Source organism: Streptomonospora sediminis (assembly GCF_054778995.1).
This window is the reverse complement of the sequence record NZ_BAAGYZ010000069.1, coordinates 102,791-127,842: the sequence shown is the minus strand read 5'-3', so window position 1 is coordinate 127,842 and position 25,052 is coordinate 102,791. Positions and strand designations below refer to the sequence as shown.

The following is a 25,052-nucleotide window of genomic DNA, read 5'->3' as shown; positions in this document are numbered from 1 at the left end:
GCCGGCGGCGCGCCCGCTGCGCCCGTCGCGCTGATCCCGGCCGGGGTGCCACCCTGGCCGAACCAACTAGGTCCACGCTGGTCCGTGCTGATTCCGGGCGGCTGCATGCTGCCGGCGGCCGGTTCCGGGGCGGCGTCCTCCGGGCTGACATCAAGCTGCGTCAGAACGGCTTGACGTGACGTCACTATGGCGTCATTATGAAGTCATGGATCTGATGCCGTATATCGACAACCTGCGCCGCCAGCTCATGGCCGCGGCCGAACCCGGCGGCGCTGATATCCGGGCGACCGCCGAACGGCTGGCCACGGCGTTGGAGCCGGCTGCGCGGCTGGCGCTGATGGACGCGCTTTCCGACGCCGCGGACGAGATCACGCGCGACGTCGCCCCGGGTTCGGTCGAGGTCCGGCTGCGCGGGGGCCGGCCTGACTTCATTGTGACGTCACCACTGGCCGACCAGTCGTTCGCCGGCACCGACGAGGGCGACCGCCCGGACGGCGCCGCTGCGGAGGCCCGCCCGTCCGCGGGCCCGGTGCCGCCCGAATCCGAAGAGGGCGGCACGGCCCGGATCACGCTGCGCCTGCCCGAGCGCCTCAAGCCGCAGGTCGAAGAGGCCGCCCGCCGCGAAGGTCTCTCGGTCAACGCCTGGTTGGTGCGCGCCGTCGCGGCCGGACTCGACACCGGCACCGCCACCGGAACCCGCCGGTCCGGCCGCAGCGCCGGCCGCCCGGTCGGGCGCGGCTACACCGGCTGGGTGCGCTGACCGCACCGCAATCCCGGCACCGCCGCCGCCGATACCACCACCACTGCGTTTGTCTCCCACCAGCGGAGACGCCCGCAACCGCCATGAACGGGAGACAGCCATGCCAACTTTCCGCACCCCCGAACCGATCACCGCCGAGATCAACTTCCTCTACGGCACCGTCCAGATCAACGCCGCCGACCGCACCGACACCGTCGTCGAGGTGCGCCCGCGCGACGCCGCCAAAGACGCCGACGTGCGCGCCGCGGACCAGATCCGTGCCGAGTACACCGACGGCCGGCTGGTCGTGGAGGACCCCGACGTCACGGGGCTGGGCCGGATGCTGCGCAAGGGCATTGCCGACGTCACCGTGGACCTGCCGGCCGGGTCGCGGGTCCAGGCCGCCACACGCGACGCCAACCTCCGCTGCGAAGGCCGCCTGGGCGCCGTCGAACTCACCGCCTCCAGCGGCAGAATCACCCTGGATGAGGTGTCGGGAAACGCCGACCTCACCACGGTGCACGGCTGGGTCCGCGCCCGGGGGATCGACGGCGGTGCCGTGGTCAAAACGACCCACGGCGCCATCGCACTCGGCACGGTGGGCGGCAGGCTCCGGATGCGCACCGCTCACGGCGACATCACCGCCGAGCGCCCCCTGGACTCCGTCGAAGCCAGGACCGCCCACGGCAACATCCGGATCACCGAGGTGGTCCGCGGCCGGGTCGACCTGGAAAGCTCCTACGGCGAACTGGAGGTCGGCATCTGCGCGGGCACCGCCGCCTGGCTGGACGCCGACTCCAAGCACGGCAGCGTGACCAGCTCCCTGGAAGCGGCCGAGGACCCGGGCACCGCCGAGGAGACCGCCGAAGTGCGCGCCCGCAGCCTCCACGGCGACATCGTCGTCCGCCGCGCCTGAGCCGCCCGCCTGCGCCGGCGCGCCTGCAAAGCGCGCCCCCGCCGCCCGGTCCCATCCCGTCCGACAGCTCCGGCAGCGCCGGTTCCGGCGCACCAGAAACGAGGCACCCATGGCTTCCCACCCTCAGCACGCGGCCGTCACGGCCACCGGACTGCGCAAGTCCTACGGCGACCACACCGTCCTGGACGGCATCGACCTGGACATCCCAGCGGGCACGATCTTCTCGCTGCTGGGACCCAACGGCGCCGGCAAGACCACCGTCGTGAAGATCCTGTCCACCCTGATCAGCGCCGACAGCGGCCAGGCGCGCATCCTCGGCCACGATCTGGCGGCCGACCCCGACGCGGTACGCGCCGCAATCGGCGTCACCGGCCAGTACTCGGCGGTCGACGGCCTGCTCACCGGCGCCGAGAACCTCATGCTGATGGCCAACCTGCACCACCTGGGCCGCAGCCGGGCCCGGCGCCGCACCGCCGAGCTGCTGGAGCAGTTCGACCTGGGCGGCGCCGCAAACAAGGCGGCCGCCACCTACTCCGGGGGCATGCGCCGCCGGCTCGACCTCGCGATGACCCTGGTCGGTGCCCCCAGCCTCATCTTCCTGGACGAACCCACAACCGGACTCGACCCGCGCAGCCGCCGCGGCATGTGGCAGATCATCCGCGACCTCGTGGCCGGCGGCGCCACCATCTTCCTCACCACGCAGTACCTGGAGGAGGCCGACCGGCTCGCCGACCGGATCGCAGTCCTCGACCACGGCACGCTCGTGGCCGAGGGCACGGCGGCAGAGCTCAAACGGCGCATCCCCGGCGGCCACATCCGCCTGCACTTCGCCGAGGCCGGCGAGCTGGAGTCGGCCCACCGCGCCCTCGGCGGCTCGCGCGACGACGACGCGCTGGCGCTGCAGGTCGCCGGCGACGGCGGAATCGCGTCGCTGCGGGAACTCCTCGACCGCATCGACGGCGCCTCCATCAAGGTCGAGGAGCTGTCGGTGCACACCCCCGACCTCGACGACGTGTTCCTCACCCTCACCGGCCGCGCCGCGGCCGGCGACCGCGACCGGACCTGAGACCCCAACGAGCGGAAGGCGACCCCGCAATGCACACCCTGACCCGCGCCACCGGCGACTCGGCCACGATGGTGGGCCGCCAACTGCGGCACATGCTGCGCTACCCCTCCATGACGCTCCTGCTCACGGGCATGCCGATCGTCCTGCTACTGCTGTTCGTCTACGTCTTCGGCGGTGCCCTGGGCGCCGGGCTCCCCGGGGCTTCCGGCGGCGGCCGCGCCGAGTACCTGAACTACATCGTCCCCGGGATACTGCTGATCACCGTGGCCTCCGCGGCCCAGGGCACCGCCATCTCGGTGGCCACGGACATGACCGAAGGCATCGTCGCCAGATTCCGCACCATGGACATCGCCCGCGTATCGGTACTGACCGGCCATGTGGTTGGCACCCTGGTCCAGACCTCGATCAGCATCGCGGTCGTGACCGGCGTGGCGGTGCTCCTGGGGTACCGCCCCGATGCCGGTCCCGCCGAGTGGCTCGCCGGAGCCGGTCTGCTGGTGATGGCCACCTTCGCGCTGACCTGGCTGGCGGTTGCGCTCGGCCTGGTGTCCGACAGCGTCGAGACCGCGAGCAACCTGCCCATGCCCCTGGTGTTTCTGCCCTTCCTCAGCAGCGGATTCGTACCCACCGAAACCCTGCCGACCGGACTGCGGTGGTTCGCCGAGTACCAGCCCTTCAGCCCCATCATCGAGACGCTGCGCGGACTGCTGATGGGCACCGGGGCCGGCGGCGACCGGATGCTCGCCGTCGCCTGGTGCGCCGCCATCGCACTGGCCGCCTACATCTGGGCCAAGCGGCTCTACAACCGCGACCCCGCACGGTAACCCGACCGGGCCCCGCCCCCCGGGCGGGCGCGGTACCGCCGGTTCGCCGCGTGCTGCGGGGAACCGGCGGTACCGCTGCGCTGCTGCGGGCGCCGCACCCTTCAGCGCGCCGCCCAGGCGGCGGCGAACATCTCATGCAGCGGCGCCGGCGGGAGCAGCCGGGTGAACGGGCCCTCGATCTCCTTCGTGTCGGTCACCGCGGCCATGTGGGTGTCGAGCTTCGCGGTCTCCAACGGCAGCTCGGGCGCCTTCAGCACGGTCCACGCACCGGGCAGGAACACGCTGCGCCCGGCGCGGGAGCGTTTGTCCTGCACCACCAGGCCGCGGTCGAGCAGTTCGGCCTGGACCTTCTTGTGGTAGGAGGGCGTCCAGCCGTTCCAGGTGCGCACGTTGCGGTCGGTGGGGCGGGCCAGGGTGAGCAGTTGCAGGTGCAGGGCAGCGGCGTCGGTGCCGGTACCCGACTCAGCCGCGGCCTGTTTGACCAGGTCGGGCACGCTCAGCAGCGGGTTCGCCTCGTAGCCGCCGGGCGGCACAGGCGTATCCGCGGCCCGCTCCACCATGCGGGCCAGACCGCCGTCGTAGTACACCCGCAGGCGGTCGATGTCACGCAGCAGTCCGTGCAGGCCGTGGTTGCGGCAGATTTCCGCGGTGTGCTCGACCGTCCCGGGGTCGGCGAGCGCGCAGGGCCGCAACAGGGGGTGGCTTGAGGCCCTCTTGCCGTCGACCACCACCAGCCCGGTGTCGTAGGCCACCGGGTGGGCGGCCCTTTCGGATCGCGGTGCGCTCGGCGGCTCCACCGGATGGGTGCGGGGGCCGAACACCCGCTCCAGGTCGCCGGGCAGCCGGTGGCGGCCCAGCGGCAGCAGCAGTTCCGGCGCGTCGAGCCGGGCACGCAGCCGGGCGAACAGTTCGGGCACGCCGGCAGTGGCGGGGGAGCCGGCGGGACGCTCGGTCAACGCCCAGGCCAGCAGGGAGGCCAGACCGGCGTACGGGCTGCCCTTGAATCCGAAGAGCCTTTTGCGGGAGCCGTCCGTGGCCGCCTCGTAGAGCTCCACCGGGCCGTACTTGCCTCCGGCTAGGACACAGCGCATGTCCCGGGTGGCGATACCGGACGTGCCGGGGTCGGCCAACGCCAGCGCCTGCGGGTAACCCGACCCGAGATCGTTTTCGAGCGCCTCGGCGGTGTCCTCGTCCACCGCGGTCCGGCCGCCGAGCAGCTCCACCCAGACTTCGGCCATGCGCCGCGCCGCCGCCGCGGCGCCGCCCTCGGCCCACAGCTCGGCGGGGTCGTCGGGGACCGCTGCCGCCAGCACCCGCAGCCTTCCGGCGGCATCGAGCCGGGACGACAGGCCCTCGGCCTCGCGGGCGACCAGCTTGCTCGCCTGGAACGGCTTGGCCCGCAGCATCCGCTGGTGGGCCTCGAAGTTGTTCGTGTAGTCGCTGCCGTGGTTGGCCCGGCGCGGCATACCGGCCAGCACCAGGGCCGCAACCGCCCGCCGGACCCCGGTGCGCTCCTGGAACGCGGCGATCGCGGCCTCGACCAGCGGGAGCGGGCCGCGCTCGGCCAGCAGTCCCAGCAGCCGCCGCAACCGGCCGGCGTCATCGCGGGCGACGGCGACGGTACCGGTGTCCTTGGCGCCGTCCGGCACGGGCGCGTCGGCGGGTTGCAGGAACCGGTACTGCGTTCGGGGGTCGAGCACCTCCGTACCCGGTACACCCGGCACGACCGTGCCGCCCCTTTCGCACAACGGTGCCAGCGCGGCGCCGTCTGCGCGGCCCACCCGCCACTCGCCCGGTTCGGCGCAGGGGTGCTCGGCCCAGGTGCCCAGCAGCGCCTTCAGCGCCGCGCGGTCCTCGCCGCCGGTGAAACCGCAGACCGCGCGCCAGGCAACGGCGTCGATCGCGCCCAGCAGGAACGTCCAGTCTTGGGGGGTGTCCGGCAGGCTGATCCGGCGCACGTCATCGCCGACGGCTCCGCGCAGGTACTGCCCGTCGGCGGCGAGCGCGGTGACCGTGGCAGGCTGCTCGGACGGGGTGAACGGCCGACTGATGGGCAGGAGTCCGCGCAGGGCGGGGACCAGCGCGCTATCGGGGACCGTCTCCTGCGGGTGCACCAGAGCCCCGGAGCGCACAGTGGCGGTCCGCCGCGACAGCGCCTCGGCGCGGTCGCGGAGCCGGGCGGCCTGCTCGGCCGCGGCGACCACGCCCTGGAGGGCGCCGGGATCGATGGCACCGGGCAGCACCCGGACCGCAGCCGCATGCACCTCAGCGGCGGCGGCACCGGCCGGGGCCGACCGCGCAGTGTCCAGCAGGACCTGCGCCGCTTCGGGCGAGACCTCCCGCAGCCCCCGGGCGCCGCCCCCGTCCGACTCGGCCGCGCTGTCGTCCGGCGCCGGCAGACCCGTCTCGGCGGACGTGTCCGCGCGCAGCGTGCGCAGAAGCGGGCCGGAGAGGTCAAGCCCGGCCAGGGCCTCGTCGATCCCTTCCAGCGCGGCGCTGGTGGGCGTGTCCAGCAGCGAGTCGAGCCGGTCCAGGGCCTCGCCGGCCGAGTCGAGTCCCCCGCCGGCGGCTCGGTCGAGCAGTTGGGAGATGCGCTGGTGCACCGCTGTGTCCACACCGGCGGTTTCGGGCAGCCGGGTGATGGCGGTGCCCCGTTTCGCGGGTTGGGCGGCGCCCGCGAGCAGGTGGCGCCAATCGGGGTGGGCGGCCAGCGCCGCGAAGTCGCGCCCGCACCCATGCGTCTCCAGCCGCACGCGGCCGTGCGGTTTCTCCACCGGGATCTCCAGGGCCAGGCAGGCGTCCACCAGGTCGGCGTCGACCCGGTCCCCGAGCTGCAGCGGGGTGCCCTGGCCCCGCAGCCGCCCGGCGAGCAGCGGCAGCACGTCGGCGTAGAGTTCGTCCGGCATCGCCTGGCGGTACCTGCCGCGGATCAGGGAGCGGGTGCGGGGTTGCACCCGGACCAAGCTGTAGGTGTAGGTGTACACGAACCGGTCCAGCCAGGCGGCGATCCCGCCCGAGGGCGCCACCCAGCCGCCGGCCATGGCCTCGACCGTGCGGCTGTCGCGCAGCAGCCGCAGATACGCGCCGCCGACCGTTCCGACGGGCGGGAACAGTTCGGCCAGCGCGGTGAGGACGCCGTAGTCGGGCGGGGACTTCGCGAACACCCGCGCGGCACCGTCCAGCAGCGCACCGGGAACGGCCGAACCGCCGGCGGCGGTGAGGACCTCCCCGAGTAGCCGCGCCTGCTCACCGGCACCCAACCCGGCCCCCTTCGCCGAGGCCCGCACCCGGCTGTGCAGGTCGGCCGGGGGAACCACTCCGGCGGCGCCGCACTCGCGCAGCAACACGGCGAACTCCTCGTGGGCGCGTTCTCCCGGAAGGTGGGCCGCGAGCTGCTTCTGGTGGCCGCTCACCTCGGATCCGCCCAGTGCACCGGCACGGGCGAACAGCAGTGCGTTGCCTACGAGGTAGTCGGCCCACACCGGCAGGCCGTGGTCGCGCTCGGCGCCGCGCGCCAAAGAGTAGGCCTTGGCGGCGTGCCGGGGGACATCCCGGCACAGCCGGTGGCCCACGGTGTCCCAGAACCACGGCAGATGCTCGGGCGGCAGGTCGCGCGCCGCGCGTTTCATATCGTCCAGGAACGCGCCGGGTTTGGTATGCGCTCCACCGATCCCTTGGTCCAGTCGCCTCAGCGTTTTCTCGGCCGCGCCCACCCATCCGGGGGCGTGGCGGCGGGCCCACTCTGTGTAGAGGGTCGAAGTTCGGAGAGTGGCGGGGAGGAGGTCAAGCATTGCGGCATCGTAACCGCACACTGCGACAGATCGGCACATCCGGCCCTGCTGGCTGCGGGGACGCGGCCGGATTCCGCACGCGATACTCCCGGTATATCCCTAAATCCCGTGGAGTTACGATCATGCCGTGAACCTGGCATGGACGTCGGCCGCTGCCCCGCGGAAGGGAGCCTTGGCCGCGCTTCGGGCCCTCCTCTTGCATGCAGATTCGATTGCGAACCGTTCGGAGTATTCCAACGCCGCCGCCCGGCGCCTTAGCGCATTATTTAGGTACACCATTCCACTCCGAAATCCCATCGGCACTCCTGGGAAGGGCCCCGGAAAATGAGCCCGAAGCGCATCGAAATGACGGATGGATTTGTCTTCTACTCGCCGAGCGACGACGCCCGGTTCGTCTATCAGGAGATCTTTGAACACGATATCTACAGTGTCGATGACCTGCCCGAAAAACCGGTGGTCGTGGACGCCGGCGCAAACGTCGGGCTGTTCTCGATGTATGTCAAACGGTTGCGGCCCCGCGCCCGCATCATCGCCTTTGAACCCGCGCCGGAGTGCCTGGAGGCATTGCGGCGCAATGTGCAGCTGCACGGCATGACCGACGTTGCCGTCCATCCGTGCGGGCTGGGTAGCGAAACCCGCGAAGCGTCGTTCACCTATTACCCCCACCTTCCAGCCAATTCCACGTTCCGCCCAGAGGGCAAGGGCATCGTGAAGGACATGGTGGCCGACCAGACCGGGCAGGAGTTCGCGACGGCGCTGTTCACGCCGACCGAGCTGGTGGTCCGGGTGGAACGCCTCTCGCAGATCCTCGCCGCCCACCACCCCGATGTCGACACCATCGACCTGCTGAAGATCGACGTCGAGGGCACCGAGGCGGAGGTCCTGCGCGGCATCGACGACGCCGACTGGGCCAAGGTGCGCAAGATGGAACTCGAGGTCCAGGACACCGAGCACTCGCCGGTCGCCGATGTCGAGGAACTGCTGCGCGACCGCGGATTCCGGGTCGCCAAGACCATCCCGCCGATGATGACGGAGGACATGCTGGTCTTCAACGTGAGCGCGAGCAGGTGACCGTCCGCAGCGGGAGCAGGGAGTGCGGCGCCGGGTGCCCCAGCGCTACAACCAGTCGTGTTCGTGGGCGTAGCGTGCCGCCTCGTGCCGGGTGCGGGTCTGGGTTTTCTGCATTGCGTTGGAGAGGTAGTTGCGCACCGTTCCCTCCGCCAGGTGGAGCCGGGCGGCGATGTCGGCGACCGAGTAACCGTCGCGTGTCACCCGCAGCACGTCGGTCTCGCGCTCGGTGAGCGGACAGTCGTCGATGACGGCGAGCGCGGAAACCTCCGGGTCGATCCACCGCTTTCCCGAGTGCAGGGTGGCAATGACAGCAGCGATGTGCGCGGGCTCGGCCGCCTTGCCGGCAAAGCCCTGAACCCCGAGTTTCAGGGCCTTGCGCAGCACACCGGGCCGGGCGTGGCGGGTCAGCATGAGGATCACCTGCTCCGGCCGCTCGCGGCGGATCGCCGAGACGGCGCCGAGGCCGTCGACACCGGGCATCTCCAGGTCGATGACCAGGACGTCGGGCCGGTGGTGCAGCGTTGCCTGCACGGCCGTTTCGCCGTCCTCCGCTTCGGCGAGCACGGTGATATCGCCCTCAAGCGGAAGGAGGGCGGCCAGCGCCTTGCGGAGCAGGGCCTCGTCGTCGGCCAGCACCACATCGGTCATCGGGCATCCTCCTCCGCAACAGCGGAAGCCTGCCGTTCGGCCGCGCCGGCGCGGGGAAACGCCGCAGCGGTCAAAAAGCGCCCGTGCTGCTGTTCCACCGTCAGTTCCCCTCCGCTCTCGGCGAGCCGTTCTCTGAGGGTGGCGAGCCCGCGCAGTCCGGTCGACGGTGCATCCTGCGCGCCGTCGTTGACGACCGTGATGCCGGACTCGGCGAGGGTGATGTGCACCTGCCGGGCCTGGGCGTGGCGCAGGATGTTGGTCGTGGTCTCCCGCAGCACCTGGCCGAGCAGTTCGCCCACGCGCTCATCGGCTTCGGCCTCGCGGTCGACCCGCACGTGGATGCCCGCCGCTTCAAAAAGGTTCTTCGCGTTCTCCAACTCCGCCGACAGGTTCAGCCGCCGTTGCGCGTAGGCGAGCTCCTTGGTGCGGGCGATGGTGTCGCCGACCAGGTCGTGCACCTCGCGGAGCTCCTCCTGCGCGCGGTCGGCGTCGCTGCGCAGCAGCTTCTGGGCCAGCGTGGTCTTCAACTTCACCACGTGCAGCGTGTGGCCCTGGATGTCGTGCAGATCGCTGGCAAAGCGCATGCGTTCGCGGACGACGGCCAACTCCGCTGCGCGTGCCCGCGCCTCGTCCAGCTCAGCGGCGAGGCGGGCGATGCCCTGGATGAGGGAGGTGAGTATGGCCGCCGTTATGGCGACGGCGCTTGAGGAGACCACGTACTGGAGCAGCAGGTCGGCAACGCCGTCGTCGGTGACCATGAGCCTGGCCGCGAGCGTTGCGGCGCCGAAGGCGGCCAACCCCAGAATCACCGTCCGCCGGTGGCGCGGTAGCTCGTGGACGATGATGGTGCCCACGACGGCGAGGCCGTAGCTCGCCGTCCCGTTGCCGGTCACCAGCGCTCCGACGAGCCACACGGCCGCGGTGACGGCCAGGCAGGGCAGGATGACCCTGGAGTTGCGCACGGTTGCCCACCGCTGTACGGCGACCTGGGCCGCCGCCAGGCCCAAAGCCAGGACCGCGGCTTCCCACCGGGTCGCGGCGTCGATCGCGATCAGCAGGGCCCCCGCGCACATGAGCGACGCGGACGCCATCTGGACGCTGGCCGTGCGCAGCCGCCACGGCGTCTCCTCGGCGGGCTCGGCGCTCATGCCGTTACCTTCCCGGGTCGGCGGTACCGGATTCCGGTCGTCCGCTGCGGGACCGGTCCGGGCTTCGGCACCGGTCACCGGTCGTCCTCGGCCCGGGGCCGCGCGCCACCGGTGCCGGAACGGCCGCGCAGGAGCGGCGCGGTGACCGGTGCGGGTACGGTCATGCCGGCCGTTGGCGGTTGGCGCGGGTGTCGGGTGTCCATATGCGGCTCTCGCGATCGGGACCGGCAGGGGCCGCCCCAGTATGCCGCCGCTCCCGCACCGCCACCAGTGACACCACGTCATGGTCGCGCTCCGCGGAAAGTCACACCGAAGTGGTGACGCGGCCGCACTGCCGGGTGCGGGCGCAAGCAGCTGGAATATCCGCCATGAGCAACGACACGGCACCCCCCGCCCCAACCGCAACCGAGGACCTGGCCGCGGCGCCGGAGCGCGCCGGCGACCGCACCGATGAGACCGCCGGTCCCGCCGGACCCGCCGGTCCCGCCGGTCCCGCCGGACCCGCCGGTCCCGCCGGACCCGCCGGTCCCGCCGGACCCGAGCAGGTTGGCGACGCGAAGCAGGCGATGCTGAACGCGGTGGGCGGCCCGTGGGGGATGGCCGCCGCGGCGGCACCGACCGTGGTGTTCGCGACGGCCGTCTCCTTCGTCTCGCTGCCGATAAGCATCGGGATCGCGCTCGCCACCGCCCTGGTGATCGCCGTAGTGCAGCTCTCGCGCGGCCAGACCTTCAACTCCGCCACGGGCGGGTTCATCGGTGTCGGCCTCGCCGGGGGCGTCTCCGCCCTCACCGGCTCGGCCAACGACTTCTTCGTTATCGGGATCTGGGCCGCCCTGGTGGTCGGCGCCGTCACACTCGTCTCGGTCCTCATGCGCCGGCCGCTGACCGGAGTCGTCTGGAACGCCGTGCACGGCGGCACGCACGCCTGGCGCGAGGACCGGCCCGCACTGCGGGCCCACTACGCCGCAACGCTCGCGGTGACCGTTATGTGTGCCGCCCGGTTCGGGGTGCAGGAGTGGCTCTACCGCGCCGACGCCACGACCGCACTGGCGGTCGCCGACACCGCGATGGGGTTCCCGCTGACAGGCCTGGTCGCGGTGGTGGTCGTCTGGGCGTTCCGCCGCTCCACCAAGCGCCTGATCGGCTCCACCGCCGCTCCGGCCGCCGCGCAGCGCTGACCTGTCCGCGGGGCCGCCCGCCGCGGCCCCGCCGGCGCCGGCTCTCGCCGGCCCCGATCCGTTCCCCGATCGGCGTCCCGACCTTCCCGAACCACCAGCGTCAGGAGTTCTCCCATGTCCGCAGCCCCCGCCCACCGCCCGCACGAGCCGGAGGCCGGCACCCGTTGCCCGGCGCGCCCGGGATGGCCGGAGATCATCGTCGGCCTGCTCGCCATGGGCGCCGCCACGTTCGTGCTCCCGTTCTTCGGACCGTGGGGGCTGGAACTGGACGACGTGAGCTACGGCCTTGTCGTGGCCGCGTGGTCGGGGGTGGTCGGCCTCGCCGGGTTCGCCGCGGCAGCGCTGATCCGCATCCGCTGCTGGGGAGCCTTCAGTGTGCGCCGCACGACCTGGCGCTGGATGGGGATCGGCGTGCTGGGCGGCCTGGTCGCCCTGGTCGTCAAGGCCGCGGTGACCGCCGCCGTCACGGCGGTGGCCGGATCCGAAGCCAACCCGCAGGGCATGTACTACGACGCGGCCGGCGGCGGCGTCGTGCCGCTCATCCTGACCATGCTGTTCCTGGCCGTCCTCACCCCCATCGGCGAAGAGTTGCTCTTCCGCGGGGTCATCGCCAACGCCCTGCTGCGCTACGGGCCCGTCATCGGTGTGCTGTCCAGCTCGGTGATCTTCGCGCTCGCCCACGGCATCAACCTCGTGCTGCCCGCGGCGATCGTGGTCGGCATCATCGCCGCCGAGCTGATGCGCCGCAGCGGGTCGATCTGGCCGGCCGTGGTCGTCCACTTCGTCAACAACATGGCCCTGCCGCTGCTGGTGCTGTTCACGGGAGCCACCGGGACCGCCTGAGCGGCGCATTGCGCGCGGACACCGTGCGGGGGCGGCGCCCGGCAGCGGGGCGCCGCCCCCGCACGGTGTCACCCGAGGGGCCGGGTGTCAGGTCGCCAGGCCGCGGCGGTAGGCGTAGACGACGGCCTGTACGCGGTCGCGGAGGTCGAGCTTGGTGAGGATGCGCGACACGAAGGTCTTCACGGTCTCCGGGCTGACCACCAGCGACTCGGCGATCTCGCCGTTGGAGAGGCCTTCGGCGATCAGCCGCAGGACCTCCAGCTCGCGGGGCGTCAGCGGAATGTCGTCCCGGGCGCCGTCGCTGGGCCGGATCCGGGCGGCGAAGGTGCCCACGAGCCGGCGGGTGACCTCGGGGTCCAGCAGCGCCGCGCCGGTGGCCACGGTCCGGATCCCATCGAGCAGGTGGGGCGGCGGCGCGTCTTTGAGCAGGAACCCGCTCGCTCCCGCGCGCAGCGCCTCGTAGACGTATTCGTCCAGGTTGAACGTCGTCACGACGAGCACCTTGACCGGGTCCGCCACACCGGCGCCGGCCAGCAGCCGGGTGGCCTCGATGCCGTCGAGGACCGGCATGCGCACGTCCATCACCACGACGTCGGGACGCACTCGGGCGGCCAGGTCGACCGCCGCCTGGCCGTCGCCGCACTCGCCGGCGACCTCCATGTCGGGTTGGGCATCGATGATCGTGACCAGCCCGGTGCGGATCAGCGCCTGGTCGTCGCAGACCAGGACCCGGGTCGGCGCGGTCACGCCGACCCACCCGCGGGGATGCGCGCCCGCACGGTGAAACCGCCGCTTGCGGTGTCCGGGCCCGCGCCGAAGTCGCCGCCCAGGATCTCGACGCGTTCGCGCAGGCCTGCCAGGCCCCGCCCGCTCCCGGCGGCAAAGCCGCCCTGCGATGCGGAGCCGTTGGTGCCGACCTCCACGCTGATCTCCTTTTCTCCGTGGCGCACCCGGACCCGGGTGCCGCTGCCGTGGGCGTACTTGAGCGCGTTGGTCAGTGCCTCCTGCACGACCCGGAAGGCCACCAGGTCGGCACTGCCGGCCGACTCCGCCGGCGTGCCCTCCTCGGTGAACTCCACGGGTTGGCCGGACCGGCGCGCCTGGTCGACGAGGGTGTGGAGCCTGCCGACGGGCGGTGTCCTGGCCTCGGTATCCCCGGCGGTCCCGGCCGTTCCGGCAGCCTCGGGGCCTTCGGCGCCCGCCGTGCCGCCGGCCGGGCCCTCGGCGGACCGCTCGGTCCTGCCGGTGCCGTGGTCGGGGTTGAGCAGGTCGAGCAGGTGCCGCAGGTCGGTGATGGCGCGCCGGCCGGTGTCGGTGACGGCGGTCAGGGTCTGGTCGAGGCGGTCGGGCGCGCCGGTCAGGTACCGCGCCGACTCGGCCTGCACCACCATCGCCGTCACGTGGTGGGTCACCACGTCGTGCAGCTCCCGGGCGATGCGGGTGCGTTCGGCGGTGCGGGTCTCCTCGGCGACGCGGCGGCGGCGTTCGGCCTCTGCGGCACGGGTCGAGCGCAGCCAGGACCCGATGCCCCACATGAGGGCCACCGCGAGGTAGAAGGTCACGAACTCGCTCACCGGCTCGTTCCCGAGCCGGTGGAGCGCAACCGCCAGCGGCACGTAGGCGGCGGAGAACACGATCATGGCGGGCAGCCGGTGCCGGTTCAGGTGGGCCGCGATGCTCAGCACCGCGATGGCCAGGCCGGTGCCCGCGACCATGTGGTAGCCGCGGAGCTGGTCGAGGGCGAAACCGAGTGACACGAGGGCGAGGCAGCCGACCGGCCAGCGCCGGCGGATGGCGAGCGGGAGGCTCTGCAGGGCGCCCGCCGCAAGGGCGAGCAGGTCGAAAGGGCGGTCCGGCAGGTAGCCCAGTACCGTCCCTTGGCTCTGCAGAGCCGGCACGTACGACGCGGCGAGGAGGAGCACGCCCAAGGGCAGGTCCCGGACCGTGACGTCGAGCCGGCGCCACCACTCCAAGATCCGCTGATGACCGATCACCGGGGCAGTGTAGCGGCGCCCGACCCGGGTGGCGCGCCGGTGCAGGGCCCCGGCGGACGGGCGTCGGCGCGGGGCGACGGATCGAGCCGGCGGGCGACGGTCGGCGGTGCGGCCTTGTGGTCTGCCGAATGGCGGGTGGTCTGCAGTGCAAAGCGGCACCAAGGGCGGCGGGCGGCCCGGGCGGGCGAGCGCGTGTCCACTATGTCGAGTTCAGTGGTAACGATAGTGCAGAAATGCCCAAATCCGTTGCTAGATCTAGGCATTTCTGCACTATCGATTCCACGCAGGTTTCGTCGCAGCTGCTCGCGGCGGCCAATTAGCAGAACCCCTATTGCCGTACAAGGAGCGAAAGACCCTGCCGGCCGTCACGGGCGGCAGGCTGCGGGCGGGCGCGCCGGTGCCCGCTGCGGGTCTCCCCCGGCTGCCGTGCCGCGGCACCCGGGCCGGCCCGCTCGGCCGGCCCGGTCGGGTCTCAATTTGAGACGCCGATCACATTGGTGTGCGCGTTATCTGTGTCACAGTTGGCGCAAGCGCAGCGAGGTGCAGGAGGAGGTGCGCAGATGGACAAGCTCGCCCGACGCGCCCGCACAGGCGGTGCACCGGCCGCGGCCGCGCCGCGGCTGTCGGCCTCGTGGCGGCGCAGCAGCAGCTACGGGGCGCCGGCGGAAAAGGTCGATCCGGTCTTCATCGGCAGTGTCGACAACGAGTCGCTGTTCTTCCAGTGCGGACAGGAAGTCCTGAACGGCCTGCACGAGACCCTCGCCAACGAGCCGGTCAGCCTGATGCTGACCGACCAGGACGGCCACGTGCTCAGCCGGGCGTGCCACGACCGCGCGCTGGTCAAGGCCCTCGACAGCACCTACCTCGCCCCCGGCTTCGCGTTCTCCGAGCGGGAGGCCGGGACCAACGGGCTCGGCCTCGCCCTTGCCGACCGCGCGCCGTCCCTGGTGCGCGGCGACGAGCACTACTGCACCGGATTGCGCGACTACACGTGCGCGGCCGTCCCGGTCGTGGACCCGGTGCAGGGGGACCTGCTCGGCAGCGTCAACCTGACCACCTGGTCGCAGAAGTCCGCGAACCTGCTGCTGGCGCTGGCCCACACGGCCGCTGGACACACCTCGGCGCTGATGCTCTCGCGCGGCCACGGCATGCGGCCGCGCCCCACCCCCCGCGGCGAGGTCTTCCGCGTGAGCGCAGAGCGGACCGGGTTCGGTCCCGAGCTGGGCGCACAGTGGCAGACCGCCCTGGCCGAGGCCGAGGCCGCGCTGGCCGGGGGACTGCTGGTCGGAGTCGGCGGCGAACCCGGGGCCGGCAAGTCCGCGCTGCTGGCCACCGCACTGCGCCGCGTACGGCCCCACGGCCGGATCCTCAGCGTCCGCCCGCCCGATTCGCGCGACACCGAGTCCTGGCTGGCCCTGTGGGCGCCCGAACTCGGCAAGGCCGACACCAGCGTCATCGCCGCGGGGGTGGACACCCTGCCGTCGTGGGCGGCCACCGAGCTGGCCGGCATGGTCGCCGGACAGGCCCAAAGTTCGCTCGCAGTCACCGCGCACGGCGCGGCGGCGCTCCCGGAGGCGCTGGCCCCGCACGTCGACACCGTGGTGGAACTGCCGCCGCTGCGCCACCGCCCCGACGACATCCTGCCCTTGGCCGAACACCTCGGCGCCCGGGCCCGGGGACGCAAGGTCCGGTTCACCCCTGCGGCGGTCCGGGCACTGCGCACCTACCACTGGCCCGGCAACGCCGAGCAGCTCAACCGGGTCGTCCGCGAGGCCGCGAACAAGAGCGACGCCGTGGACGCCCGCCACCTGCCCCCCGAAGTGCTGTGCGGGCCGACCCGCACCCTGACCCGGATCGAGGTGCTGGAGCGCGACGAGATCGCCCGCTGCCTGGCCGAGCCGGGCACCACGGTCACCCGCGCCGCCGAGGTCCTCGGCATGAGCCGGGCGACCATCTACCGCAGGATCACCCGGTACGGGATCCGCACCCCGGGCTGACGGGCACCCGCACCGGCCGCGAGCCAACCGCACCGGCCGGCTCCCGCACAACACGCGGCACATCAGCGGTACCAGCCGCCGGCGGCCGTTTCCGGCCGGTGTCCCTCCATGCCCTTCCGCTCCTTTCCGCAACCCGGAAACGGACCGGAATGATCCGGGGGCCGCGCCGCCCGTAGTCGCCGTGCTCGCCCTTTTCCGCTGTTTCGCCGGAGCGGTCCGGGCCTCCGCCGGCGTTTCCGCGCCGCCCGTCCCGAGCGAATACGGCGGCGCGGTCGCCGGCTCGCGCCGAACGGCGCGATCCGGAGTCCGCGCCGAAACACCACCGGACAAAACCGCAGGTCCGGCCGTCTCAAGATGAGATGTCCGGGGGCTGTGTTCCCCACTCCGTTCTGCCTATTGTTGCCGCAGGTTCAGGAAAGCAGCCGCAATTCAGGAGGTTGCACGTGTATAGCAAGGACGGCGAGTCCTACTTCATCGTCGACGCCCACGTCGCGCTCTGGGACGCACGACCGGAAAACCAGCGCAACATCCACGGAAAACAGTTCATCGACTGCTTCTACGACTATCACCGCAATCTGAGTCCAGATTCCGAGACCTGGCCCTACGAGGAATTCCTCTACCAGGGCGGCGAGCGGCTCATGCGCGACCTGTTCGACGACGGCTACGTCGACCACGCCATCTTCCAACCGGCCCACTTGGGCGAGTTCTACGCGAGCGGCTTCGGTCAGACCGACCAGGCGTTCGCGCTGGCGAGCGCGCACCCGGAAAAGCTCACCTACAACCACTGCTGGGACCCGCGTTACGGCGAGGCCGGGCTCAAGCAACTGCGCGAGGACGCGAAGCGCTTCGGGCTCAAGGGCTGCAAGCTCTACACCGCCGAGTGGCACGGTGAATCGCGGGGTTGGAAGCTCGACGACCTGTGGTCCTACCGCTACCTCGAAGCGGCCCAGGAGCTGGGGATCCGCAACATCCACATCCACAAAGGCCCCACGATCCGCCCGCTGGACCGCGACGCCTTCGACGTCGCCGACGTCGACAAGGTCGCCACGGACTTCCCGGACATGAACTTCGTGGTCGAGCACTGCGGCCTGCCGCGGCTGGAGGACTTCTGCTGGATCGCCACCCAGGAGCCCAACGTGCACGCCGGGCTCGCCGTGGCGATCCCGTTTATGCACACCCGGCCGCGGTACTTCGCCGAGATCATCGGCGAGCTGCTGTACTGGCTCGACGAGGACCGTATCCAGTTCTCCAGCGACTATGCACTGTGGACACCGCGCTGGCTTATCGAGCGGTTCGTGGACTTCCAGATCCCGCAGGACATGACCGAGTACGCGCCGCTGACCACGGCGCAGAAAAAGAAGATCCTCGGGCTCAACGCAGCGGCGATGTACGACATCCCCGTACCTGCGCAGCTGGACCTGGCCGAGCCCCGGACTCCGGCGGTGGCCTGATGATGCGCACCGGAGACCGCGAATTCCGCGAACGCCTCGAACACCTCGAACGGGACGCCTTCGCCGCCCTCGGCGCCGTCGTCGACCCCGAGTTGGACGAACCGATCACCGACCTCGGTTTCGTGCGCTCGCTGGAGACCGACGGCGAATCGGTCACCGTGCACCTGCGGCTGCCCACCCCGTTCTGCGCACCCAACTTCGCCTACCTGATGGCCTCCGACGCCAAGGACGTGCTCACCGACCTGCCCTGGACCCGGGCGGTCACCGTCGAACTCGACGACCACCACGACTCCGCGGTGATCAACCGCGGGCTCGCCGCGGATGCCGGCTACCGCGGCACGTTCGGCAGCGAGGCCGAGTCCGATCTCGATGAGCTGCGGCGCACGTTTCGCCGCAAGGCGCACACCGCCGCGATGGAGCGGGTGCTGACCGCGCTGCTGCGGGCCGATCCGGACCTGGCCGAAACCGGGCTGCACCGCATCACGATCGCCGACCTGCCCGCCGGCGACGCCACCAGCTCGCTGCTGCGCCGCCGCGCGGCCATCGGCCTGGGCACCAGCGGCGAGCTGGCCGTCCTAGTCGACGAGCGCGGCAGGTCCTTCCCGCCCGAGGAGGTTCCGCTGCGGCTGCGGCGGGCGCGCTCCACCCGCATTTCGGTCGACGGCAACGCCCACTTCTGCCGCGGCCTGCTACGTACCCGCTACCCCGACGAGTCCCCGCGCATCAAGGAGTCCTCAGCATGAAAGCCGTACAGGTCGTCGGCTACCACCGGAACCTGGAGATGGCCGAGGTTCCGGCGCCGACCGTCACCGAGCCGCACGACGTGATCGTCAAGATCGGCGGCGCCGGTGTCTGCCGGACCGACATCCACATCCTTGAGGGCCAGTGGCGGGAGAAGTCCGGTGTCACGCTGCCCTACACGATCGGGCACGAGAACGCGGGCTGGGTCGCGGCCGCCGGCAGCGCGGTGACGAACGTGGCCGAGGGCGACAAGGTCATCCTGCACCCGCTGATCACCTGCGGGCTGTGCCGGGCGTGCCGGTCCGGTGACGACGTGCACTGCATGCGGTCGAAGTTTCCCGGCATCGACACCGACGGCGGATACGCGGAGTACCTCAAGACCTCCGCCCGCAGCGTCGTCCGCATCGACGACTCCCTGGAGCCCGCCGACGTCGCGGCGCTGGCCGATGCGGGCCTGACCGCCTACCACGCGGCGGCCAAAGCCGCCCGCGCCCTGCGGCCCGGGCACGTGTGCGTCGTGATCGGCGCGGGCGGGCTGGGCCACATCGGAATCCAGGTGCTCAAGGCCCTCACTGCCGCCGAAATCGTCGTTGTCGACCGCAACTCCGACGCCGTGCAGTTGGCGTGCGACATCGGCGCCGACCGCGGAATCGTCGCAGGCGGCGGCCACGTCGAGCAGGTCCTCGACCTCACCGGCGGGCACGGGGCCGAAACCGTCATCGACTTCGTGGGCGAAGGCGGCGCCACCACCGACGGTGTCCGCATGCTGCGGCGCGCCGGCGACTACCACGTTGTCGGCTACGGGGAGAACCTCGACATTCCGACCATCGACATCATCTCGGCCGAGATCAACTTCGTCGGCAACCTGGTCGGTTCCTACAACGACCTGTGCGAGTTGATGACCCTCGCCGCGCGCGGCGAGGTCCGGCTGCACACCACCAAGTACCCGCTGGAGGGCTTTCAGGACGCCATCGGCGCCCTCGACGCCGGCCGGGTCCGCGGCCGGGCCATCCTCACCCCCTGATCCAGCAGCAACGAAAGGGCCGAACGGCAACCCCATGATCTTCATTACCGCGAAATTCCGTATCAAGCCCGAATACGCCGACCAGTGGCCCGAAATCGCCGGCGCATTTACCCGGGCGACCCGCGCCGAACCCGGGTGCCTTTGGTACGACTGGTCGCGCAGCGTCGAGGACCCCAACGAGTACGTGCTGGTCGAAGCATTCCACGACAGCGAGGCCGGCGCCGCACACGTGCATTCCGCGCACTTCGCGACCGCGCAGCAGACGCTGCCGCCCTACCTCTCGGAAACCCCGCGGATCATCAACGCGGACCTGCCGCAGGACGACTGGTCCCTGCTCGGCGAAATGTCCGTGCCAGACCAGGAATGACCGCGTCCGATCACCTGAAACCATCCGACCGAAAACCCGGAGGAAAAAATGGCCGAAAAGAATGCACCGCGACGTGTCGCGCTGGTCACCGGTGCCGCCCGGGGCATCGGCAAGGGCATCGCCCTGCGGCTGGCCGCTGACGGACTCGACGTCGCCGTCAACGACATCGAAGCCAACAACGACCAGCTCAAGGCGGTCGCCGACGAAATCGGGGCGCTGGGCAGGCGGTCGGCGGCGATCGTGGCCGATGTGTCCGACCCCGACTCCGTGCAGGCAATGGTCGACCGGGTCGCCACCGAACTCGGGCAACTGGACGTGATGGTCGCCAACGCCGGCATCGCCGATGTGAAACCGCTGCTGGAGACCACGCCCGCCGAGTTCGACCACCTGATGTCGATCAACATGCGCGGCGTGTACCTGTGCTACACCGCGGCCGCCAAGCAGATGATCCGCCAGGGGACCGGTGGCAAGATCATCGGCGCGGCCTCGATCGTGGCCTACCGGCCGTTCCCGCTGCTGGGTCCGTACTCGGCCTCCAAGTGGGCCGTCCGCGGACTCACCCAGGCCGCCGCAATGGAATGGGCGCAGCACGGCATCACGGTCAACGCCTACTGCCCGGGCATCGTCGGCACCGCCATGTGGGACCACATCGACGAGAAACTCGCGGAGAACGAGGGCCTGCGCAAGGGCGACGCCATCGAGAAGTACTCCGAACTGATCCACCTCGGCCGGGTGTCGGTACCCGAGGACGTCGCCGGATTCGTGTCCTACCTCGCCTCGGCGGACTCCGACTACATGACCGGCCAGTCCGTGATGATCGACGGCGGCGTCCAGTTCTCCTGAACCGCGCCGGGCCGCGAGCCCGACCGGCGCAGGGGGCCCGACCGGCTCGGCGGTGCGGGCGGACGGGACGGGCACCGTCCTTCCCGTCCCGTCCGCCCCGCCGCCGGCGGTCGGCCGGCGGCGTTGCAGGGGCACTCCGCCGTCAGGCCGCCCGGTCGGCCCGGTCGGCCCGGTTGCCTGGGCGCCGCGGGCGCGCGATCGCGGTGCCGATGATCGCGGCGGTGCCGGCCAGTGCCGCCCACGACAGCAGGTCGCCGGTCACCCGGTAGCCGGAACCGGTGCCGGCCGTGGGCACCTCCGCGTACCAGATGCCCGAACCGTTGGTGGTGTCCTGAGTCGAGAGGACCCGGCCGTAGGAGTCATAGGCGGTGGACTCCCCGTTGAAGTCCTGGCGGACCAGCGAATAGCCGTTTTCGATGGCGCGGAGCCCGGCCATCCGGGTGTGGATGCGGCCCATCTCGGGCCAATCCCCGCCGGGAACGAGCACGATGTCGGCGTCGATGTGGTTGATCGCCGGGAAGTCGGCGTCGTAGCAGATCACGTTGGATATCCGCCCGTAAGGAGTGTCGATGACGGGGATGTCGCCGTCACCGGGGCGGTAGATCTCCAGGCCGGGGATCGGCTTGGCCTTTTGGTAGTCCCAGAGCCGCTCGCCGTCGGGGCCGAACATGTGGGTCTCGTCGCGGGCGTGCGGCGAGTCGGGGAGATACACCAGGTCGGCGACGTTGAGGTAGATGTCCTCTTCGTCGGCGACCCGCGCTGCCCGTTCGAGGAACGCGTCGTGGTCGGCGCCGAGGACGCGTGCGGCGTTCTCCGACCAGCCGACGATCTTCGCGCCGCCCCGGGCGGCCTGGCGGGTCTGGGCGAACAGGTCGTCGAGCACCGGTTCTGAGGCGGCGGCCACCTTCGCCTGGTCGACCCGGCGCGGGTCGGTGACCTCCAACCGGGAGGCGCCGTGGATGGCGGTTTCGGCGTCCATCGCGGCCTGGCTCGGGTTGATACCGGCGATGCGGACGGTCTCGGCGCCGACCGGCACCGTGGCCAGGCGGATCTGTCCGGAGACCGCGATCAGGGCGAGCACAGCGGCGTAGCCGACGGCCGCGCGCACCGCCGTCCGCGTCAACCCGCGCTCCCAGACGAGGTTGGCGACGGTGGCGACTGCGCCGATGAGGAACGAGATGGCGTAGGGGCCGGTGAGCGCGGTGACCTGCAGCAGGTCCGTTTCGGCGTTCTGGGTGGCGGCGCGCAGGCCGTAGGCGGTGCCGAAGGGGCCGAAGGTGCCGAGCAGGAACTCCACCGACATCATCGCCGCCGGCAGCAGCAGCACCCGGCCGAGCGTTGCGGTGCGGTGCGCGAGGAGCCGGTCGGCGAGGAACGGCAGCGCATAGGCGACGCCGAAGCCGGCGACTCCCACCAGGACCAGCGGGGTCACCGGCACCGCCGACTGGACCATCCAGAACAGCGCCGCGGCCACCGACACCAGCAGGACCCACAGCAGGCCGGCGGGCCGGCTGGTGCGCGCGAAACGCAGCAGCAGGATCGGGAAGACCCACGCGGCGAGGGGGAGGTCCCACCGGCCGCCGACGGCGAGCAGCGCCGCCGCGGCGCCGATGCCGAGCCAGAGGTAGCGGAGCCGGTCACCGGGTGGGGTGGATGCGGGTGGTGCTGCCATGGTGTCGCCTCTCAGTGGCGGGAGGTGGGTGGGTCGCCGAGTGGAGCCGCCGGGCCCCGCACCGTTCGGCGCGGCCGGCGGGTCGGTCGGGCAGGCGCGGCCGGCGTGCGGCGGTGGAGCGGCCCGGGGATGGGCCGGTGGCCGCCGGACGCCGTGCGCCGGGCCATCCGAGCGCATTTGTTTCGGTACTCGAACTAGTTTGGTGACGCTAGCACTTCGAAACTCGAACGACAAGCGTTAGGGTTGGCGCCATGAGCCGAACCGGACTCGAAGCCGTCGTGCGCGCGAACCACGAGATCTTCATGCTGACCAGCAACCGCATCGAGGCGGTGTTGGCCGAACAGGGGTTGACCCTTGCAACGGCGCAGGCACTCTGGGTGATCGACCCGGCCGGAGAACCCCCGACCCTGAAGGTGCTGGCCGAGCAGCTGTTCTGCAATGCGCCCAACGCCAGCTTCATAACGGACCAGCTTGTCGAGCGCGGACTGGTCGAGCGCGCGGTCAACCCCGCCGACCGCCGCTCGCGCGTCCTCGTGCTCACCGAAAAGGGCCGCACCGTCCGCGAACAGGTCGTGCACACCACCCTGGAATCCAGCCCGTTCGCACGGTGCACCCCGGGCGACCTGGAACAGCTGGCCGGCATCCTCGCCCGCGTCCTCTGAGCTGTTGCGGGGCCGGTGGCGGCCATGCAGAAGGCGGCGGGGGCGGGGTGGCGCGCCTGCCCCGCGGAAATGCCCAAAAATCAAGGCCGAGACGGGCATTCCAGCAGGATCATCGCCGGAAACCCGGCATAACGGGCGCCTATGCCGGGGTGTCCCGCCTGGTTCCGTGGGTCCTCGGCAACCTCTTCGACGGGTGGATAGGCGTCGCGCAGCCGGTGCACGGTCGCCGCCACGACCGCACGGACGTCCCGTCTCGTGCAGTGGGGCGGCGAACTGAGCAGAACTGAACGAGAAGCCCTCCACCAGGGCGAACAGCAGGAGCGCTTCGCGGCGCAGCGCCTCCTCGCCGATCTCGCGGTCGGCCAGCGCCGCACGCAGCAGCGAGCGGATCGCTTCTGCGCCCTCGAGTGATGTCGCGGCGATGTCGGCCGCCAACTCCGGGTCCGTGCGCGCCATGACGCGATACTCGACGAGGGCGATGTTCTCCCCGCGCTCCTGATCGCGGGTCGGCGCGGCAAAGGCGATGACGTCCGTGATCCGTACCACCGGGTCGTCGGACATCGTCGTCGCGCGTCGCACGGCGCGCTGCATGAGCACGCTCAGCGTGAAGCGCATGACTTCGCGCAGAGTGTCTCCGAAGTAGTGCCGGATGCTCCCGATGGCCGGGCCGGAGCGAGCGGTGATCCGGGAGAGGGCCGCCGAGCGCAGTCCATGCTCGGCGATCTCATCGATCACGGCGTCGGCGACCTGCTCCCGGCGAACACCCGGGTCGACTCGTTCGGCATGACCCCATCATGGCCATCTCTAGCATTCGCATGCTAAATTATTTAGCATGGATATGCTAAATACGTTGGGCGACAGCCTTCCACCCCGTCCCAGCCCCGACGGGGCGAGACACGAAGGGCTGCGACGACCCCCGGAGCGGTTCGCGGGGCGAGGACCCTTTCGGGCGCGCAGGGCGCGATGACCTCGACGATGCGGCGGCGTGGTCGACGTCGATCACCTGTAGGGCCGGGCATCGGGCGGACCGCTGCACGCCGTTCGCCTCGCCTGTCGACCTGCCGGCACCGGCGCACACAGCACTGACAGCCGCCGCGGCCCTCGCGGGGATCGAGCGAGCACTCACCTTCCGACATCAGCGGCTCCCGGATGCCGAAACCGGGGGGATCGAGCACTGAGGTTCCTGCACCAGCCGGTGAAGGCCGCCGCCTGATCGAGCAGCTCGGTGCCCTGCCGCACCCCCGTTTGCGACTGCAGCCCGATAACAGCAGACGCATGCGACCACACCTCGGCGCGGGCGTCGAGAACGGCGGCCCTTGTCCAACCCTTCATGGAGCACGAATTGCGCTTCCTGCACAATGCCATCCAGATCATCCGGGCGAACCGGCGTGCTTATCTCGTACTGAACACGCTCCTCTACGGCCCGTTTCTCGTCGGCCTCGGGACAGGCCTGCTCTTCCCCAGCCTGACCGCCGCACAGGTTGAGGCCCTGGAGGGCGGCAGCACGGCCGACCTGGTGCGGTCGCTGCTCGAGAACCCCTGGCTGTTCGCCCTCATAATCCTGGCCAACAACGCGCTGCGGTCCGGCCTGCTCAACCTCGTCCTACCGTCGATGATCGTCCCGTTCGCGGGCATCCCCTGGTTCGCCTACAACCTGTACACGGTTGGTGTGACTCTCGCACCGACCGACAGGGACGGATGGCTGGCCTTCATACCGCACTCGCTGACCGTCCTGATCGAGCTCCAGGGCTTCGTGCTGCTCGCTCTCGGCGCCTACCTGCTGGGCCGCGCGTGGATCCGGCCCCGGACGGTCGGGGCCGAGAACCGGCGCCAGGGGTACGTCCGCGGGTTGCGTCAACTCGGCCGACTGAGCCTGCCCGCGCTGGCGCTGCTCGTGGTCGGGGCGATCTACGAGTCGTTCTCGGTCATCTACCTGGTGCCCGTGCTCACTGAGAGCTGACCGGGACTCGAACGCAGGGTTGGGTGCATTCTCCGCCGCCATTGAGCGCTTTCCATCCTGTCGTCCCCGGGTGACGTGCGGGCCGCCCTCGGGAACGATGCGCGGGGGCGGCCCCCC

General features: G+C 71.3%; 22 protein-coding genes. 15 read left to right on the top strand and 7 right to left on the bottom strand.

Annotated features, from left to right (window positions below; translation table 11 throughout):
- Positions 1–185: hypothetical protein (locus ACYVD5_RS14275; RefSeq protein WP_461001513.1), on the bottom strand; the 185-nt coding region annotated here is incomplete at its 3' end.
- Positions 186–205: 20 nt separating this feature from the next.
- Here ACYVD5_RS14275 and ACYVD5_RS14270 point away from each other — a divergent pair.
- The 4 genes from ACYVD5_RS14270 to ACYVD5_RS14255 all read left to right on the top strand — a co-directional run bounded on the left by ACYVD5_RS14270 (position 206) and on the right by ACYVD5_RS14255 (position 3,545).
- A complete protein-coding gene (locus ACYVD5_RS14270) occupies positions 206–760 on the top strand; it encodes a histidine kinase (RefSeq protein WP_461001512.1) in 555 nt (184 codons plus the stop codon).
- Positions 761–860: 100 nt separating this feature from the next.
- Positions 861–1,655, top strand: a complete 795-nt coding sequence (locus ACYVD5_RS14265) for a DUF4097 family beta strand repeat-containing protein (protein ID WP_461001511.1) — start codon at positions 861–863, stop codon at positions 1,653–1,655.
- Positions 1,656–1,764: 109 nt separating this feature from the next.
- A complete protein-coding gene (locus tag ACYVD5_RS14260) occupies positions 1,765–2,721 on the top strand; it encodes an ATP-binding cassette domain-containing protein (RefSeq protein ID WP_461001510.1) in 957 nt (318 codons plus the stop codon).
- A gap of 29 nt (positions 2,722–2,750) precedes the next feature.
- Complete coding sequence (locus ACYVD5_RS14255; RefSeq protein WP_461001509.1) at positions 2,751–3,545, top strand: ABC transporter permease; 795 nt, start codon at positions 2,751–2,753, stop codon at positions 3,543–3,545.
- 101 nt (positions 3,546–3,646) lie between these two features.
- Here ACYVD5_RS14255 and ACYVD5_RS14250 read toward each other — a convergent pair whose 3' ends face one another.
- Positions 3,647–7,336 carry a hypothetical protein gene (locus ACYVD5_RS14250; protein WP_461001508.1) on the bottom strand — a complete coding sequence of 1,230 codons (3,690 nt, stop codon included), beginning with the start codon at positions 7,334–7,336 and terminating at the stop codon, positions 3,647–3,649.
- A 345-nt stretch (positions 7,337–7,681) separates the two neighbouring features.
- Between ACYVD5_RS14250 and ACYVD5_RS14245 the strand changes: the two genes are divergently transcribed.
- Complete coding sequence (locus ACYVD5_RS14245; RefSeq protein WP_461001507.1) at positions 7,682–8,407, top strand: FkbM family methyltransferase; 726 nt, start codon at positions 7,682–7,684, stop codon at positions 8,405–8,407.
- 45 nt (positions 8,408–8,452) lie between these two features.
- On the opposite strand, the gene ACYVD5_RS14240 is transcribed toward ACYVD5_RS14245, so the two are convergent.
- Positions 8,453–9,055, bottom strand: coding sequence for a response regulator (locus ACYVD5_RS14240; protein WP_461001506.1), 603 nt, complete (start codon positions 9,053–9,055; stop codon positions 8,453–8,455).
- Positions 9,052–10,203 (bottom strand): sensor histidine kinase, encoded by a 1,152-nt coding sequence (locus ACYVD5_RS14235; protein WP_461001505.1) that lies wholly within the window; start codon positions 10,201–10,203, stop codon positions 9,052–9,054. The genes ACYVD5_RS14240 and ACYVD5_RS14235 overlap by 4 nt, the downstream gene beginning before the upstream one ends.
- Positions 10,204–10,571: 368 nt before the next feature.
- On the opposite strand from ACYVD5_RS14235, the gene ACYVD5_RS14230 reads away from it, so the two are divergent.
- Both ACYVD5_RS14230 and ACYVD5_RS14225 read left to right on the top strand, forming a co-directional pair.
- Positions 10,572–11,381, top strand: a complete 810-nt coding sequence (locus tag ACYVD5_RS14230; RefSeq protein ID WP_461001504.1) for a DUF3159 domain-containing protein — start codon at positions 10,572–10,574, stop codon at positions 11,379–11,381.
- 114 nt (positions 11,382–11,495) lie between these two features.
- Complete coding sequence (locus ACYVD5_RS14225; protein ID WP_461001503.1) at positions 11,496–12,224, top strand: lysostaphin resistance A-like protein; 729 nt, start codon at positions 11,496–11,498, stop codon at positions 12,222–12,224.
- A gap of 87 nt (positions 12,225–12,311) precedes the next feature.
- On the opposite strand, the gene ACYVD5_RS14220 is transcribed toward ACYVD5_RS14225, so the two are convergent.
- Together ACYVD5_RS14220 and ACYVD5_RS14215 are read right to left on the bottom strand one after the other, a co-directional pair.
- A complete protein-coding gene (locus tag ACYVD5_RS14220; RefSeq protein ID WP_461001502.1) occupies positions 12,312–12,971 on the bottom strand; it encodes a response regulator in 660 nt (219 codons plus the stop codon).
- The gene (locus ACYVD5_RS14215) at positions 12,968–14,218 is read right to left on the bottom strand and encodes a sensor histidine kinase (RefSeq protein ID WP_461001501.1); all 1,251 of its coding nucleotides are present in this window, start codon (positions 14,216–14,218) and stop codon (positions 12,968–12,970) included. The genes ACYVD5_RS14220 and ACYVD5_RS14215 overlap by 4 nt, the downstream gene beginning before the upstream one ends.
- Positions 14,219–14,778: 560 nt before the next feature.
- On the opposite strand from ACYVD5_RS14215, the gene ACYVD5_RS14210 reads away from it, so the two are divergent.
- From ACYVD5_RS14210 to ACYVD5_RS14185, 6 genes are all read left to right on the top strand, one after another.
- Positions 14,779–16,215, top strand: coding sequence for an AAA-type ATPase lid domain-containing protein (locus tag ACYVD5_RS14210; RefSeq protein WP_461001500.1), 1,437 nt, complete (start codon positions 14,779–14,781; stop codon positions 16,213–16,215).
- 443 nt (positions 16,216–16,658) lie between these two features.
- Positions 16,659–17,666: an amidohydrolase family protein gene (locus ACYVD5_RS14205; protein ID WP_461001499.1), complete on the top strand. Its 1,008-nt coding sequence runs from the start codon at positions 16,659–16,661 to the stop codon at positions 17,664–17,666.
- Positions 17,666–18,409, top strand: a complete 744-nt coding sequence (locus ACYVD5_RS14200) for an iron-sulfur cluster assembly protein (protein ID WP_461001498.1) — start codon at positions 17,666–17,668, stop codon at positions 18,407–18,409. The genes ACYVD5_RS14205 and ACYVD5_RS14200 overlap by 1 nt, the downstream gene beginning before the upstream one ends.
- Positions 18,406–19,431, top strand: a complete 1,026-nt coding sequence (locus tag ACYVD5_RS14195) for an NAD(P)-dependent alcohol dehydrogenase (protein ID WP_461001497.1) — start codon at positions 18,406–18,408, stop codon at positions 19,429–19,431. The genes ACYVD5_RS14200 and ACYVD5_RS14195 overlap by 4 nt, the downstream gene beginning before the upstream one ends.
- A gap of 34 nt (positions 19,432–19,465) precedes the next feature.
- Entirely contained in the window at positions 19,466–19,798 is a 333-nt protein-coding gene (locus ACYVD5_RS14190) for a putative quinol monooxygenase (RefSeq protein WP_461001496.1), read from the top strand.
- A gap of 48 nt (positions 19,799–19,846) precedes the next feature.
- The gene (locus ACYVD5_RS14185; protein ID WP_461001495.1) at positions 19,847–20,641 is read left to right on the top strand and encodes an acetoin reductase; all 795 of its coding nucleotides are present in this window, start codon (positions 19,847–19,849) and stop codon (positions 20,639–20,641) included.
- 142 nt (positions 20,642–20,783) lie between these two features.
- Here the strand turns inward: ACYVD5_RS14185 and ACYVD5_RS14180 are convergent, their stop codons facing one another.
- Positions 20,784–22,313, bottom strand: coding sequence for a nitrilase-related carbon-nitrogen hydrolase (locus tag ACYVD5_RS14180; RefSeq protein ID WP_461001494.1), 1,530 nt, complete (start codon positions 22,311–22,313; stop codon positions 20,784–20,786).
- Positions 22,314–22,564: 251 nt separating this feature from the next.
- Between ACYVD5_RS14180 and ACYVD5_RS14175 the strand changes: the two genes are divergently transcribed.
- On the top strand, positions 22,565–22,975 hold the full coding sequence (locus ACYVD5_RS14175) for a MarR family winged helix-turn-helix transcriptional regulator (protein ID WP_461001493.1): 411 nt from the start codon (positions 22,565–22,567) through the stop codon (positions 22,973–22,975).
- A gap of 1,330 nt (positions 22,976–24,305) precedes the next feature.
- Positions 24,306–24,935: a stage II sporulation protein M gene (locus tag ACYVD5_RS14170; RefSeq protein ID WP_461001492.1), complete on the top strand. Its 630-nt coding sequence runs from the start codon at positions 24,306–24,308 to the stop codon at positions 24,933–24,935.
- The last annotated feature ends 117 nt before the right edge of the window (positions 24,936–25,052 follow it).

Bases quoted from the DNA above. Each gene is read 5' to 3' on its own strand.
- ACYVD5_RS14270 (WP_461001512.1), top strand. From the start codon at position 206: ATGGATCTGATGCCGTATATCGACAACCTGCGCCGCCAGCTCATGGCC.
- ACYVD5_RS14265 (WP_461001511.1), top strand. From the start codon at position 861: ATGCCAACTTTCCGCACCCCCGAACCGATCACCGCCGAGATCAACTTC.
- ACYVD5_RS14260 (WP_461001510.1), top strand. From the start codon at position 1,765: ATGGCTTCCCACCCTCAGCACGCGGCCGTCACGGCCACCGGACTGCGC.
- ACYVD5_RS14255 (WP_461001509.1), top strand. From the start codon at position 2,751: ATGCACACCCTGACCCGCGCCACCGGCGACTCGGCCACGATGGTGGGC.
- ACYVD5_RS14250 (WP_461001508.1), bottom strand. From the start codon at position 7,336: ATGCTTGACCTCCTCCCCGCCACTCTCCGAACTTCGACCCTCTACACA.
- ACYVD5_RS14245 (WP_461001507.1), top strand. From the start codon at position 7,682: ATGACGGATGGATTTGTCTTCTACTCGCCGAGCGACGACGCCCGGTTC.
- ACYVD5_RS14240 (WP_461001506.1), bottom strand. From the start codon at position 9,055: ATGACCGATGTGGTGCTGGCCGACGACGAGGCCCTGCTCCGCAAGGCG.
- ACYVD5_RS14235 (WP_461001505.1), bottom strand. From the start codon at position 10,203: ATGAGCGCCGAGCCCGCCGAGGAGACGCCGTGGCGGCTGCGCACGGCC.
- ACYVD5_RS14230 (WP_461001504.1), top strand. From the start codon at position 10,572: ATGAGCAACGACACGGCACCCCCCGCCCCAACCGCAACCGAGGACCTG.
- ACYVD5_RS14225 (WP_461001503.1), top strand. From the start codon at position 11,496: ATGTCCGCAGCCCCCGCCCACCGCCCGCACGAGCCGGAGGCCGGCACC.
- ACYVD5_RS14210 (WP_461001500.1), top strand. From the start codon at position 14,779: ATGGACAAGCTCGCCCGACGCGCCCGCACAGGCGGTGCACCGGCCGCG.
- ACYVD5_RS14200 (WP_461001498.1), top strand. From the start codon at position 17,666: ATGATGCGCACCGGAGACCGCGAATTCCGCGAACGCCTCGAACACCTC.
- ACYVD5_RS14195 (WP_461001497.1), top strand. From the start codon at position 18,406: ATGAAAGCCGTACAGGTCGTCGGCTACCACCGGAACCTGGAGATGGCC.
- ACYVD5_RS14190 (WP_461001496.1), top strand. From the start codon at position 19,466: ATGATCTTCATTACCGCGAAATTCCGTATCAAGCCCGAATACGCCGAC.
- ACYVD5_RS14185 (WP_461001495.1), top strand. From the start codon at position 19,847: ATGGCCGAAAAGAATGCACCGCGACGTGTCGCGCTGGTCACCGGTGCC.
- ACYVD5_RS14180 (WP_461001494.1), bottom strand. From the start codon at position 22,313: ATGGCAGCACCACCCGCATCCACCCCACCCGGTGACCGGCTCCGCTAC.
- ACYVD5_RS14175 (WP_461001493.1), top strand. From the start codon at position 22,565: ATGAGCCGAACCGGACTCGAAGCCGTCGTGCGCGCGAACCACGAGATC.
- ACYVD5_RS14170 (WP_461001492.1), top strand. From the start codon at position 24,306: ATGGAGCACGAATTGCGCTTCCTGCACAATGCCATCCAGATCATCCGG.